Consider the following 14068-nt stretch of genomic DNA (forward strand, 5'->3'; position numbering starts at 1 on the left):
CGCGCATGTGGGTGCCCTCGCGCTGTGCCCCCTGGGGTTTCGCCGCCGGGTGCGGCCCGGTGGCCGGGTTGTGCCCACCGCGTTCCGCCTCGCGGACGGCCTGGGGCCGGCACGGGCGTTGGCTCTTGGCGTTTTCGTTGCCGGGTGCGGCCCGGTGGCCGGGTTGTGCCCACCCGTCCTTCCCCAGCTACCGCTGGGAGGTGCCCCCTGGCGGAACGATTGCCCAGCCTGGCATGCCCGGACCGGCTCGGCGCGTGGCCGCCGCGCGGACGGGCCGGACCCGGTCCGCGGAGCGCCCGGCGTCGCCCCGCCGCCCGGTGCGGACAAGCGGTCCCTGCTGCCGCCGTTCCCCCGGGGGCCCGGGGGCCTGTCCCCGGTTTCGGGAAGGGGCGGGGTCGGGGAAATCCGCCCCGCCGCACGATCGTCGCTCACGACCAGGAATCGAGAACTCATGGCCGCTCCCGAGCTGACCTCGCTCAAATCGCCGCGCGTCACCGCCGCCCGGCGGCTTGCCAAGCGCAGCTTCCGCGGGAAGGAGCGGCGGTTCATCGTCGAGGGGCCGCAGGCCGTACGGGAGGCCATCGCTTATCTCGTGGAGGTGTACGCCACCCCCGAGGCCGCCGAGCGTCACGCGGACATCCTCGCCGCCGCCCGGGCCGCGAACCTTCCCGTGCTCACCGCGTCCGACGAGGTCATCGCGGAGATGTCCGACACCGTCACCCCTCAGGGCGTCGTCGGGCTGTGCCGCTTCCTCGACTCGCCGTTCGAGGAGATCCTGCGCGCCCGCCCGAGGCTCGTCGCCGTCCTCGCCAACGTCCGCGACCCCGGCAACGCCGGGACCGTGCTGCGATGCGCCGATGCCGCCGGGGCGGACGCCGTCGTGCTGACGGACGCCTCCGTGGACCCCTACAACCCCAAGGCCGTACGCGCCTCCGTCGGTTCCCTCTTCCATCTCCCCGTCGCCGTCGGGGTGCCCGTCGAGCGCGCGGTGAGCGGGCTGCGGGAGGCCGGGGCGCGGGTGCTGGCCGCGGACGGGGCGGGGGAGCGGGACCTGGACTCCGAGCTGGACGACAGGCTGCTGGGCGCCCCCACCGCGTGGATCTTCGGCAATGAGGCATGGGGCCTGCCGGAGGCTACCCGCGCACTCGCGGACGAGGTGGTGCGCGTTCCGATTCACGGCAGGGCCGAGAGCCTCAATCTCGCCACGGCCGCCGCCGTGTGCCTCTATGCCTCCGCTCGTGCGCAGCGCGCTCCCGCAGGGTGCCGCTCCGTCACATCGACCTAGTAGGGTTGCCCCCTCTGGGAGGGGACCCGAGAGGGGGTGTGGGGATGGACGTCAGGACCTCCGGCGCCAGGGCGGCCGACGCCCATGCGCCCGGAGCAGGGCCGCCCGGCGGCGGGCGCGACCTCTCGTCCACCGGGCCGGGCCCCGGCCTGCCCGGCGGTGCGCCGGACGGATTCGCGCCGCACCCCGACGATCTGCCCGACGGCCTGGTGGTGGCCGATGAGACCGGCCTGGTCACGTGCTTCAACGCGGCGGCGGCCCGGATCACCGCCACCGACCCCGCGGACGCGATCGGCCGTCGGCTCGAGGTGGCCCTGCCGTTAGAGGACCTGGACGGCCGGCGCTGGTGGGCGCTGACCGATCCCTATGGCGGGCTGGCCATCCGGGCCGGTCAGCCCGAGCGGAATCTGCTGCTGCCGGGCGGGCGCGAGGTGCTGGTCTCGGCCCGCTACGTGCGCGAGCGGCCGACCGGGCCGGTGCGCCGGGTGGTGGTCTGTCTGCGCGGCACCGAGGCCCGCCGCCGCACCGAGCGCAGCCATGCCGAGCTGATCGCGACCGTCGCCCATGAGCTGCGCTCCCCGCTGACGTCCGTGAAGGGGTTCACGGCCACGCTGCTGGCCAAGTGGGAGCGGTTCACCGACGACCAGAAGCGGCTGATGCTGGAGACCGTCGATGCCGACGCCAACCGGGTCACCCGGCTGATCGCCGAGCTGCTGGACATCTCCCGGATCGACTCCGGCCGGCTGGAGGTGCGCCGCCAGCCGGTCGACCTCGCCGCCGCCGTCCGCCGCCATGTGCAGGCGCTCACCGCGGCCGGGCACACCGCCGAGCGGTTCCTGATCAGGGCCAGGGGGCCGCTGCCCAGGCTGTGGGCCGATCCGGACAAGATCGATCAGGTGCTGGGCAACCTGCTGGAAAACGCGGTGCGCCACGGCGAGGGAACGGTCACCATCGATATAGCGCCCGCGACACCGGCCAAGCCGGTCGTGGAGGGCCCCCCTGTCGAAAGGACCGCCGTCACCGTGAGCGACGAAGGCCCCGGTATCCCGGAGGAGTCGATGAGCCGCGTCTTCACTCGCTTCTGGCGGGGCAGCAAGCGCGGCGGCACCGGCCTCGGGCTCTACATCGTCAAGGGCATCGTCGAGGCGCACGGCGGGACGATCACCGTCGAACGGGCCCGCGGCGGCGGCGCGGAGTTCCGATTTATCCTGCCCGTGGGCACCCCGGCCTATCTGGCCTGAGCCACCCGCGGGCTTCTTCGGCACGGGGCGGACCCCCGCGCGGCGGCCGCCGCGCGGCGTCCCCCGGAACAGCACCCCTCCCGCGCCCCTTAGACTCGGGCTTTGGCACCTTTGGCGTCCCTTGTATGGGGCGCAGCGGTCGCAGCCAGTCGAGCCGGGGTCGCGCAGCCGGGGGCACCTCCCAGCGGTAGCTGGGGGACAAACGGAAGTACGGGAAGAGATGTCGGCACCCAATAAGTCGTACGACCCTGTCGAGGTCGAGGCACTGAAACCGGAAGAGATCGCCCGCAGGCGGGACGAGGCGCTCGCCGCCATCGCCGCCGCCGGGGACCTCGAGGCGCTGCGCGAGGTGAAGGTCGCCCACACCGGCGACCGCTCGCCGCTCGCGCTCGCCAACCGCGAGATCGGCGCCCTGCCACCGCACGCCAAGGCGGACGCGGGCAAGCGCGTCGGCCAGGCCCGCGGCCAGGTCAACCAGGCGCTGAAGGCCCGGCAGGAGGAGCTCGAGGCGGAGCGTGACGCCCGGGTGCTGGTCGAGGAGGCGGTGGACGTCACCCTGCCGTACGACCGGACCCCGGCCGGCGCCCGCCACCCGATCACCACGCTCTCCGAGCGCATCGAGGACGTCTTCGTCGCCATGGGCTACGAGGTCGCCGAGGGCCCCGAGGTGGAGGCCGAGTGGTTCAACTTCGACGCGCTCAACTTCCCGCCCGACCACCCGGCCCGCGAGATGCAGGACACCTTCTTCGTGCGCGGCGCGAAGGACGGCGAATCGTCCGGTGTGGTGCTGCGTACCCACACCTCGCCGGTGCAGATCCGGTCGATGATCGACCGCGAGCCGCCCATCTATGTGATCTGCCCGGGCCGCACCTTCCGCACCGATGAGCTGGACGCCACCCACACCCCCGTCTTCAGCCAGGTGGAGCTGCTCGCCATCGACGAGGGCCTGACCATGGCCGACCTCAAGGGCACGCTCGACCACATGGTGCGGGCGCTGTTCGGGGAGGGCATGACCACCCGGCTGCGGCCGAACTTCTTCCCGTTCACCGAGCCGTCCGCCGAGATGGACATGCTCTGCTACGTGTGCCGGGGCGAGTCCGTGGGCAACCCGGACCGGCCCTGCCGCACCTGCTCCAGCGAGGGCTGGATCGAGCTGGGCGGCTGCGGGATGGTCAACCCGCGGGTGCTCATCGCCTGCGGCGTCGACCCGGACAAGTACAGCGGCTTCGCCTTCGGCTTCGGCATCGAGCGGATGCTGATGTTCCGGCACAACGTGGAAGACATGCGAGACATGGTCGAGGGTGATGTGCGCTTCACCCGGCCCTTCGGGATGGAGATCTGATGCGGGTCCCGCTTTCTTGGCTGCGGGAGTACGTCGACCTGCCCGCCGGTGAGACCGGCCGTGACGTACAGGCCAAACTCGTCTCGGCCGGGCTCGAGGTCGAGACGGTCGAGCAGCTCGGCGCCGGCCTCAAGGGCCCCCTGGTCGTCGGGCAGGTGCTGGCCATCGAGGAGCTGGAGGGGTTCAAGAAGCCCATCCGCTACTGCCAGGTGGACGTCGGGCAGGCCAACGGCACCGGTGAGCCGCAGAACATCGTCTGCGGCGCCTCGAACTTCGCCGTCGGCGACAAGGTCGTGGTCGTCCTGCCCGGCGCCGAACTGCCCGGCGGCTTCGCGATCTCCGCGCGCAAGACGTACGGCAAGACCTCCGAGGGCATGATCTGCTCCGCCAGCGAGCTGGGCATGTCCGACGACCACGACGGCATCATCGTCCTGCCGCCGGAGTACGAGGTCGGCACCGACGCCATCGAGCTGCTGGAGCTGGTCGACGAGGTCCTCGACATCGCCGTCACCCCGGACCGGGGCTACTGCCTGTCGATGCGCGGTGTCGCCCGCGAGACCGCGACCGCCTACGAGCTGCCGCTGCGCGACCCGGCCCTGATCGACGTGCCCGCGCCCAACAGCCACGGCTACCCGGTCCAGGTCACCGACCCGATCGGCTGCGACCGCTTCACCGCCCGCACCGTCACCGGGCTCGACCCCGAGGCGCACTCCCCGATCTGGCTCGAGCGCCGGCTGCAGAAGGCCGGGATGCGCCCGGTCTCGCTCGCGGTCGACATCACCAACTACGTGATGCTCGAAATCGGCCAGCCGCTGCACGCCTACGACCGCTCCCGGATCAACGGGGCGATCGGCGTGCGCCGCGCGGAGCCGGGCGAGAAGCTCACCACGCTTGACGGCAGCCAGCGCGTCCTGGACGCCGAGGACCTCGTCATCACCGACGAGAGCGGGCCCATCGGCCTCGCCGGTGTCATGGGCGGCGCCAACACCGAGATCGCGGACGCCACCGCCGACGCGGAGACCGGCCAGGCGGCGGGCACCACCGAGGTCGTCATCGAGGCGGCCCACTTCGCCCCCGTCTCGGTCGCCCGCACCGCCCGCCGCCACAAGCTGTCCTCCGAGGCGTCCCGCCGGTTCGAGCGCGGCGTCGACCCCGAGGCCACCTCGGCGGCGGCGCAGCGCACCGTCGACCTGCTGGTGCTGCTCGCGGGCGGCACCGCCGAGGTGGGCGTCACCGAGATCATCGCGCCCAGCGCCCCGCACACCATCACGCTGCCCGCCGACCACCCGGACAAGGTCGCGGGCGTGTCCTACGGCCGCGAGACCGTGGTGCGCCGGCTGCAGCAGATCGGCTGCGATGTCTACGGCGCCGACGACCTCACCCTCACCGTCCCGAGCTGGCGGCCCGACCTCACCGACCCCAACGACCTCGCCGAGGAGGTCATCCGGCTCGAGGGGTACGAGAACCTCCCCTCGACGCTGCCCCGGCCGCCCGCCGGGCGCGGGCTGACCGAGCGTCAGCGGCTGCACCGCCGGGTCGGCCGGGCGCTGGCCGGGGCCGGATACGTCGAGGCGCTGAACTACCCGTTCATCGGCGAGGAGGTCCTCGACCAGTTCGGGCTGGCCGCGGACGACCCGCGGCGCGATCTGGTCCGGCTGGTCAACCCGCTGTCGGACGCCGAGCCCGCGCTCCGTACGACGCTGCTGCCCGGGCTGCTCGGCGCGCTGCGCCGCAACGCCGGGCGCGGCGAGCACGACCTCGCGCTCTTCGAGACCGGCCTGGTCTTCCGCGCCACCGGTCACGAGCCGGCCGCGGCCACCGTCCCCGTCGACCGCCGTCCCACCGACGAGGAGATCGCCGGGCTCGACGCCGCGCTGCCGCACCAGCCGCGCCGCGTCGCCGTCGTCCTCGCGGGCGACCGTGAGCAGGCCGGCTGGTGGGGCAAGGGCACTCCGGTGAGCTGGGCCGACGCCGTCGAGGCGGGCCGGATCGTGGCCCGTGAGGCGGGCGCCGAGCTGATCGTCCGCCAGGACCAGCAGGACCCCTGGCACCCGGGCCGCTGCGCCGCCCTGCTGGCCGTCGTCGACGGCGAGGAGATCCTCGTCGGCAACGCCGGTGAACTCCACCCGCGGGTCACCAAGGCCCTGGGCCTGGCCGAGCGCACCTGCGCCATGGAGATCGAGCTCGACCGCCTGGAGCAGGCCGGCACCGGCCGCGTGGAGGCCCCCCATGTCTCCACCTTCCCGGTGGCCACCCAGGACGTCGCGCTGATCGTGGACGCCTCGGTCGCCGCGGCCGATGTGGAGACGGCGCTGCGCGAGGGCGCGGGCGAACTGCTCGAATCCCTCCGCCTGTTCGACGTCTTCACCGGTGAACAGCTCGGCGAGGGCAGGAAGTCGCTGGCCTACGCGCTGCGCTTCCGCGCCCCGGACCGCACGCTGACCGCCGAGGAGATCGCGGCCTCCCGCGACGCCGCGGTATCGGCAGCCGCCAACCGCACGGGCGCCACCCTCCGCGGCGCCTGACCCCAACCGGCTCCCGCCGGTCGCCGCGAACACGGCAATGGGGCGCACCCCGCTACGGGGCGCGTCCCATTGCCGCGTTTGGGCCGGGGGCCCGGGGCGTGCCTCGCGGGGTCGCCCGCCCCTCGCTCGCGCCGGGTCGCTGTCACGTGGTGGCGGTGTACGCGCCGTTGGCGGCTCGGGACCGCGTTCGTTCGCCCCTTCGCGGTGATCGGCCAATGCGTTCGCGGCACCGCGGAGCGTGTGGGAGCTGCCCGGTGGGGGAGCTGCCCGGTGGGGGAGCTGCCCGGTGCGCGCTCGCTCGCCCCTCGTGTGGGTCGCGGCCACGGTCGTGGGGCGGCGGGCGCTGTGGGCGGCCTCGGGGGCGGGTCGTTCGTCTCCTTGCGGTGGACGGCGCCGACACCGCGTTCGCGGCGTGGTGGTGTTTGTCGGGTCGCCCGGGACGCGGTCGACCGCCCCCTTTGCGTGGGGCGTCGCCACCGCCTTGGCGGGGTGGGTGTCGTCGGTGATTCCGGTGGGGGTGGGGCTGCGGTCCACGGGTGTGGGGTTCGGGGTCGTGGCCCTGTGCCGCGTCGTCCTGGTGAGCGGCGAACAGCCGATACCGCGGCGGCGGGGCGGTGGGGTTTGTCGGGTCGCCCGGTGCGCGGTTGCCCGGCTCCTCGCTGGTGTGGGTCGCGGCCAACGCCGTGGTGGGGTGGGTGTCGTCGGTGATTCCGGCGGGGGTGGGGCTGCGGTCCACGGGTGTGGGGTCCGGGGTCGTGGCCCTGTGCCGCGTCGTCCCGGTGAGCGGCGAACAGCCGACATCGCGTCCGCGGGGCGGTGGGGTGTTCGGGTGGGTGCCCGGGGCGTGGTCACCCGATCAGGTGAGATCCGGAAGGGGCGGGTCCAATTGGCAGGAGCTGTCGCCAGAATCGTGCCGGTCGCACGGCCCGCGCGGGATCGATCGTCCAGGGGCCCGGCCGACCGCCTCATTGGCCGGCGTTGGGGGCGACACATGATCGGGACATCGGCAGTCGGCGGCGCGTTCGTACGGAGGGCACGGAGTCTGCGGGAGGTCACCCGCGTGGTCCCCTGTCTGTGGGTGCTCGGCGCCCTCTGCTGGGCCCTGCTGACCCCGCATCACACCGAGGTCGTCACGCTCCTCGCCGCGGCACCCGCCATCGCCTGCGCGAGCAGCGGCCGCCGCAGATGCATCGTGCTGCTCGGCGGCGCCGGCCTGCTGTTGGCCCTCGCGCCTCCGACCGCCCTGGAGCCCGACGGCGACGGGAGGGAGCCGCACGCCGCCCTGATCACCTGCTGCGCCATCCTCGGCGTGGCCGTCGCCTGCTATCTCACAGCGGGCCGCAAGCTGCGGCTGGTGCGCGAACTGGAACAGCTCCGGGCGGTGGCCACCGCCGCGCAGGACGTGGTGCTGCGGCCGCTCCCGGCCCGGCTGGACGGCATCGAGCTGGCGGGCGGCCATCTCTCGGCCAGCCGGGGCGCCGCCGTCGGGGGCGATCTCTACGAGGCGCTGGCCACCCCGTACGGCGTCCGCGTCATCATCGGCGATGTGCGCGGGCACGGCCTCGCCGCGATCGGCACCGTCGTCGCCGTCCTCGGCAGCTTCCGCGAGGCCGCCCATGAGGAACCCCTGCTCAGCGGAGTGCTGCGTCGCCTCGACCGCGCCCTGGAGCGCCATCTGCGGGCGCGCGCGAGCGAGGAGTGCCCGCTGGACGGCCACGTGGACGAGGAGTTCGTGACCGTGTTGCTGCTGGAGGTGGGCGCGGACGGCGAGGTCACCGCGCTCAACTGCGGCCACCCCTGGCCGTACCGCCTCTACGAACAGCCGGTCGGCCCGGCCATGGCCCGGCAGACCGCGCCCGGCGACGTGCTGCCGCCGCTCGGCCTCTTCCCGCTGCCCGCCGAGCTTCCCACCGCCCGCTGGCGCGCCCTGGGCGTCGGCGACACGCTGGTGCTGCACACCGACGGCGCCGAGGACGTGCGCGACGCCCACGGCACGTTCTTCCCCCTGCGCCGCGCCCTGTCCGAGGCCGCGGGCCCCGGGCCGCTCGTCCCCGCGGCGGTCGTGGCGGGGGTGCGCTCGGCGCTGCTGCGCCACACCGGCGGCCGGCTCGCCGACGACGTCGCGCTGCTCGCGCTGCGCTTCGACCGCTGCCCGCTGTCCGCCACCACGGCCCTCACCCGCCCGCCCGCCGACATCCACCGGGGCTAGGGGCTGACCGCCGGGTCCTTGACGCCTGCAGCGAGCTGTTCCCCCCCGGCCCTTCCCGCAGCCTCGATATGCGGCTCCGCCGCGTGGTGGGGCTCCGCCCCAGACCCCGGGTCCAGGGGCGGAGCCCCTGGCAACAGGCACGGGCGGGCAGGCTGCTCCCTCCCCGCCCCTTCCCGCACCCTCGATATGCGGCTCCGCCGCGTGGCAGGGCTCCGCCCCAAACCGCTCCCCGCCCCGTCCCCTCCCCAACCGGGGCTTCGCCCCAGCCTGCGGGGTCCAGGGGCGGAGCCCCTGGTATCGGGAAGGGGCGGGTTGGGGAAGGACCAACGCTCCACCCCACCGCGCCCGTTCACACCCCGTGCGAATCCCCCTCCACTACGCTGGCGTCACCGAGCGTTTCGGGAGGGCGAGATGGAGCCCAATACACTGCTCGACTCCGTGCTCGACGAGGCCGGAGTCTCCCACGCCGGACTGGCCGCGCATGTCAATGAGGCGGGCCGGGCCCGGGGGATGAAGCTGCGGTACGAACACACTGCGGTGGCCCGGTGGCTGAAGGGCCAGCGGCCGCGCGGGCAGGTGCCGGACCTCATCTGCGAGGTGCTGGGCGAGCGGCTGCACCGCGCCCTCACCCTGGACGACATCGGCTTCGACACCCCCGGCAGCCGCCGGGGGCCCGCCACCTCGCTCTCCGGATTCGTCGAGCGCGCCACCGCGCTGTGGCGCTCCGACGAACAGCAGCGCCCGCATGTCGTCGAGGCCCCGGCGGTCACCGGCACCCCCGCCGTCATCCCGGTGTGGGAGTGGGAGAACCCTCCCGAGGACTCCGATGTCTCCCGGCGCGGTCTGACGCGGGTCAGCATGACCGACATCGAGACGTTGGGCGCCGCCCGCGCCCACTACGAGCAGATGTACCGCAAGGCCGGCGGCGTCGCGACCCGCACCCGGGTGGTGGGGTTCCTCAACTCCGAGGCCGCCCCGCTGCTGCGCGGCAGCTACGCCGACGACACCGGCCGCCAGTTGCACCGGGCGACCGGCGGCCTGGTGGCCATCGCCGGGATCTGCGCGTACGACTCCAACACGCACGGCCTGGCCCAGCGCTACTTCCATCAGGCGCTGCGGCTCGCCAAGGCCAGCGGCGACCGGGGCCTGGGCGCCTATGTCATAGCGCTGCTGGTCAACCAGTCCCTCTTCATGAAGGAGTACCGGCAGGCGGTCGCCTTCGCCGAATCGGCGCTGCGCGCCGCGGGCTCCCAGATCACCCCCGCGCTCGCCGCCGACCTGTACGCCATGCAGGCCAAGGCGTACGCCCGGCTCGGCGACGGCGCCGGGACGCTGTCCTGCATCCGGCGCGCCGAGACCGCCGCCGACCGGATCAGACCGGGCCAGGAGCCCGACGAGACCGGCTATGTCCAGCCGGGTCTGGTGAACGTCCAGGTGGCCGAGGCGCTGCTGAGCCTCGGCGACCTCGGCGGCGCCCGCGAGCACGCCACCGCCGCGGTCGGCACCCCCGCGCACGACCGGGGCCGGGTGCACCGGCTCGCCATGCTCACCCATATCGAGCTGCGTCAGGGAGACGTGGACCGGGCGGGCGCCACGGCGGTGGAGATGACCGAGCGCGCGCGGGGCATGGAGTCCCAGCGGTTACGCGACCGGTTGCGGGCGGTACGGGAGCACCTCGCGGTCAGCGGAAGCGCCGCGACAGCCGAGGCCGCCGCGCTCATCGACGGGGCACTGCGCGTTCCTCTGTGACCGGCGGTTCCGCTCGCGGTCCGCACTCTCGTCAGCGGGTGGCCCACGATGGCCTCCCGTTTCGACGAAAGGTGGCTGACAGTGCGATGGAAGAACCTCAGGGAGCGGACCGTGTACGAGAACCGATGGTTCCGGGTCAACCTCGCCGATGTCCGGCTCCCCGACGGGCGCCATCTGGACCACTATCTGATCCGGCTCCGTCCCGTGGCCGTGGCCACGGTGGTGAACGCGGCCAACGAGGTGCTGCTGCTGTGGCGCCACCGGTTCATCACCGACGTCTGGGGCTGGGAGCTGGCCGCGGGCGTCGTCGAGGACGGTGAGGACATCGCCGACGCCGCGGCCCGCGAGATGGAGGAGGAGACCGGCTGGCGCCCCGGCCCGCTGCGCCATCTGCTCTCCGTCGAGCCGTCCAACGGGCTCACCGACGCACGGCACCACATCTACTGGGCCGAGGAGGCATCGTACGTCGGGCCCCCGGAGGACGACTTCGAGTCGGACCGCCGCGAGTGGGTGCCGCTGAAGATGGTGCCCGACCTGGTCGCACGCGGTGAGGTGCCCGCGGCCAACATGGCGGCGGCGCTGCTGCTGCTCCACCACATCAGGCTCGGGTAGGCCGGGCCGCCGTCCGCGCCGGCGCTAGTGTCCCGCTGTCTGCCATATCGCCAGGGCCAGGGCGGTCACCCCGGTCAGGGCGGCGATGGAGGGCAGCGGCCAGCGTCCGTGCTCCAGTATCCGCATCCGTCCGCCCAGTTGGTTCACGTCCTCCTCAGCCTGCTCTCCTCGATGGTCGAGCAGGGCCAGCCGGCCGTCGACGCGGGTGAAGCCCACTTCGACGGTCCGGCGCAGTTCCGTGAGCTCCACGGCTAACGCGGCTTGCTCGGGCTCGGTGGTCACGGGTTGATCCCCTTCCGGATGTAACGTCCGTGCAGTGGTGACGCTCCGAGTCAAGCGCATGCCCAGGTGGTGCGGGAGCGTGTGTGGGGATGGTGTGTGAGTCACCGGCGCACACCCCGTGCGAAAGGCGGCACGCAGCGGGTACCTGTTCACCGTCGGCCCTCTGGTCGGCCGAGCGGGTGGAGGCCCAGTCCTCCTATCGGGTCGGCGCGGGACTGCTGCCCCGCGTGCTGGAGCTGTGCACGGCCGTTGGGTACCGGGCCTGCGGGGCCGGGTGGCCCCGGGCGCCTTGGGAGGGCCGGGACCGCACCCACTCGCGCCTTGGACGGCCGGTTGATCGGCCACCGGATGACCGCTGTCGCGGGCCCACCTCCTGGAGCGCGGCAACGACACCCGTGCCGCGCTGGCTGCCTATGAGTCGGCAGCTGACGAGCCCCTCAGCCTGCCGGAAGAGCGCTACCTGCGTACACGGGCAGCCTGCCTGGGGCCGGCCGGCACCGACGGGCCCGAGCAGCCGGTCATGTAGCGCGGGGCCCGTCGTCGCCCCGGGCGGTACGGCCCGCTTCGCGCGTCGTGTGGATGTCCCCGTGCTGAACGGCGAACACCGTGCCGGAATCGCGGGCGGTGTTGTTCTGCTCCAGGGCCAACGTCCCGCTGCCGCCCGCGAGGGCGCTGTCGACCTCGGCGGTCAGCCGGGCCAGAGGCGCACGACAGGTGGGTTCCCGGCGCAGCAACTCGGCGAGTTCCAGGGCCCAGATCCCGGAGAGGGACTGCCGGACGTCGTCGGGTACCACCGTCGCCCGCATCAGTGCTGCGTTCTCCTCCAGCCGGGCCCCGACCGCGACGCTGCGGTCCGGGTCGTCCCGTCGGAAGAGCCCGAGGACGGCGTCTTTGGTGCGCTGCCACAGGTCCGTGGCCATCGTCGCCACCACTGCCGTGGCCCCCGCCTCGGCGAGCAGTGTCAGTTCGTCGGTCACGTGGGCTCCTTCAGGTCTTTCCGCTGATGTGTATGGTGCCGCTCTGCACCGCGTAGATGACGCCGTGGCCCGATGCCCTGCTGATCATCTTCGCGTTGCTGGGGATCTCGTCGTCGGCCGCACGGTCCTGGCCGGCCCGCCCGCCGGACCCACCAGACTCAGTGAGCTCACCGGGTCCACTGGACTCAGCGGCCGACGGCGTGGCGCACGCGGGCACGTGCAGCCAGGCAGAAGCTGCGAATTCCTTTTCCCGCACGCTGACGTGCCGGAAGGACGCGGGGTCGATCCCGGGCTGTCCCTGGCACACCGTCTCCTCGTGGAAGTGCTGCGAGACGAGGAGCGCCGTCGTCGCTTCCGGCGTCTGTGCCAGAGCGGCGCGGGCCGGTGTGGCGTCGAGCAGCCGGGCAAGGACTTCGAGCGGCCGGCCGACGACCGTGCCGTCCGGGCCGATGTGAACGTCCCCCGCGTGCAGAGCCATCCGGACGCGCACCCGCGTAGGCGGCCCGGCAAGCCGGTTGTGGGCCCGGAGGCGGACCGTGAGTTCATGGACCAGCGGATGGACCAGGCTCGCTTTGGGCGTCCCGGCCGGGAACACCACCCGCGTGCCGTCGCCGAGATCCTGGCGCAGGCACGCCTCCCAGTCGATCCCGCTTCGCGCGAACGACTCGCGGAGCGCGGTCGACAGTGCCTCGCGGATCTGCCGGAGAGCCACGTCGCCGCGTCCCGCCGACCCCGCGATGTCCACCGCGAACAAGGCCCGGTATTCCGGCACTTCTTCCATGCGGCCCTCCTGGTCGTGCGGCACGCCCCGGCCACGCCGTCGTCCGGCGCGGGTCGTGGCCGTGCCCCGTCGTGTGCGTGCTTCCACTGTGCCCCAATTGAACGGGACGCATCCCGTCGCAATACTGGTTCGGCTCGACGTCGCGGAGCCGACCTCGCCGAACTCGTCTGAACGCACGAGCGGTGGGGAGCCCCGCTCGGCGGCGGTGACCTCGGGCGGGCGGAAGGCGGGGACACATGGATGGTAAAACGCCGGGCCGGGACGCGGTCGGTCGGACACCTGCGGGGACATGGACCTGGCCCCCGTCAAGTCCGCTCGGCTCTCTCGCAGGGCCCGCCCGGGACCGGCTCCTCGCACTGGGCGCGGGGAGACGGTACGAGGCCGACCGCGTTCTGATGCGCGAGGGGGAGCGGACCACGTTCGTGCTCGTCCTCCTCCACGGCGTGGTCAAAGCGACCGGGCGCGCCCCCGACGGCCGGGACGCCCTGCTGGCCGTCCGCATGGGCGGGGACCTGGTCGGCGAACTCGCGGCTGCGGACGGCGGTCCCCGGTCAGCGACGGTCACGACCTGCGGGGCCGTAATCGCGAGGGTCGTCAGCCGGGACGAGTTCCTCGGCTGCACCCACCGGGAACCAGAGATCGCCCACGCGGTCAATGCGTCCGTGGTCTCGAAACTTCGCGCCGCCAACACCCATCGCGTCGACTTCACCGGCTGCGACGCCTCCACCCGGCTGGCCCGCGTCCTGCATCAGATCGTGCTGACCCACGGCGAGCGGTCCGGCGCGGGAGCGGTGATCCGCTGGCCGATCACCCAGCCGGAACTCGCGACCCTGTCCGGCGCCGCGGAACCTACCGTGCAGAAGGTGCTGCGTAGGCTTCGTGAGGCGGGCGTGATCTCCACCGGCTACCGCACCGTCCGGGTGGAGGATCTCGCCCGCCTAAGAAGCATCGCCTTCGACCAACAGCCCTGAGCCCGACCGGCGCCGGGACCAGTTCGGTCTCGAATCCGCCCGGTCGAGTGTTGAGCAAGTGGGCAGAAACCCTCCTACGATGGTTTGGCCCGAC

Annotated in this window: 11 protein-coding genes; 8 read left to right on the top strand and 3 right to left on the bottom strand. The window is 73.3% G+C overall.

What is annotated here, in order from left to right; translation table 11 throughout:
- Window positions 1–451 precede the first annotated feature (451 nt).
- From STRVI_RS13020 to STRVI_RS13050, 7 genes are all read left to right on the top strand, one after another.
- Complete coding sequence (locus STRVI_RS13020) at window positions 452–1285, top strand: TrmH family RNA methyltransferase (RefSeq protein ID WP_014056109.1); 834 nt, start codon at window positions 452–454, stop codon at window positions 1283–1285.
- 44 nt (window positions 1286–1329) lie between these two features.
- Window positions 1330–2526, top strand: coding sequence for a sensor histidine kinase (locus STRVI_RS13025; RefSeq protein ID WP_014056110.1), 1197 nt, complete (start codon window positions 1330–1332; stop codon window positions 2524–2526).
- Between the two features lie 220 nt (window positions 2527–2746).
- A complete protein-coding gene (gene pheS / locus STRVI_RS13030) occupies window positions 2747–3868 on the top strand; it encodes a phenylalanine--tRNA ligase subunit alpha (protein ID WP_014056111.1) in 1122 nt (373 codons plus the stop codon).
- Window positions 3868–6393 carry a phenylalanine--tRNA ligase subunit beta gene (pheT, locus tag STRVI_RS13035; RefSeq protein ID WP_014056112.1) on the top strand — a complete coding sequence of 842 codons (2526 nt, stop codon included), beginning with the start codon at window positions 3868–3870 and terminating at the stop codon, window positions 6391–6393. The genes pheS and pheT overlap by 1 nt, the downstream gene beginning before the upstream one ends.
- A 991-nt stretch (window positions 6394–7384) precedes the next feature.
- Window positions 7385–8602: a PP2C family protein-serine/threonine phosphatase gene (locus STRVI_RS13040; RefSeq protein WP_043235850.1), complete on the top strand. Its 1218-nt coding sequence runs from the start codon at window positions 7385–7387 to the stop codon at window positions 8600–8602.
- Window positions 8603–9013: 411 nt separating this feature from the next.
- Window positions 9014–10351 (top strand): hypothetical protein, encoded by a 1338-nt coding sequence (locus STRVI_RS13045; protein WP_014056114.1) that lies wholly within the window; start codon window positions 9014–9016, stop codon window positions 10349–10351.
- A 48-nt stretch (window positions 10352–10399) separates the two neighbouring features.
- Window positions 10400–10963 carry an NUDIX hydrolase gene (locus tag STRVI_RS13050; RefSeq protein WP_014056115.1) on the top strand — a complete coding sequence of 188 codons (564 nt, stop codon included), beginning with the start codon at window positions 10400–10402 and terminating at the stop codon, window positions 10961–10963.
- A gap of 24 nt (window positions 10964–10987) precedes the next feature.
- Here the strand turns inward: STRVI_RS13050 and STRVI_RS13055 are convergent, their stop codons facing one another.
- From STRVI_RS13055 to STRVI_RS13065, 3 genes are all read right to left on the bottom strand, one after another.
- A complete protein-coding gene (locus tag STRVI_RS13055) occupies window positions 10988–11245 on the bottom strand; it encodes a hypothetical protein (RefSeq protein WP_014056116.1) in 258 nt (85 codons plus the stop codon).
- Between the two features lie 518 nt (window positions 11246–11763).
- On the bottom strand, window positions 11764–12222 hold the full coding sequence (locus tag STRVI_RS13060; RefSeq protein WP_014056117.1) for a hypothetical protein: 459 nt from the start codon (window positions 12220–12222) through the stop codon (window positions 11764–11766).
- 10 nt (window positions 12223–12232) lie between these two features.
- Window positions 12233–13003 carry a hypothetical protein gene (locus STRVI_RS13065; protein WP_014056118.1) on the bottom strand — a complete coding sequence of 257 codons (771 nt, stop codon included), beginning with the start codon at window positions 13001–13003 and terminating at the stop codon, window positions 12233–12235.
- A 236-nt stretch (window positions 13004–13239) separates the two neighbouring features.
- On the opposite strand from STRVI_RS13065, the gene STRVI_RS13070 reads away from it, so the two are divergent.
- On the top strand, window positions 13240–13974 hold the full coding sequence (locus tag STRVI_RS13070; RefSeq protein WP_014056119.1) for a Crp/Fnr family transcriptional regulator: 735 nt from the start codon (window positions 13240–13242) through the stop codon (window positions 13972–13974).
- Window positions 13975–14068 lie beyond the last annotated feature (94 nt).

This window comes from Streptomyces violaceusniger Tu 4113, assembly GCF_000147815.2.
Taxonomy (GTDB): Bacteria; Actinomycetota; Actinomycetes; order Streptomycetales; family Streptomycetaceae; genus Streptomyces; species Streptomyces violaceusniger_A.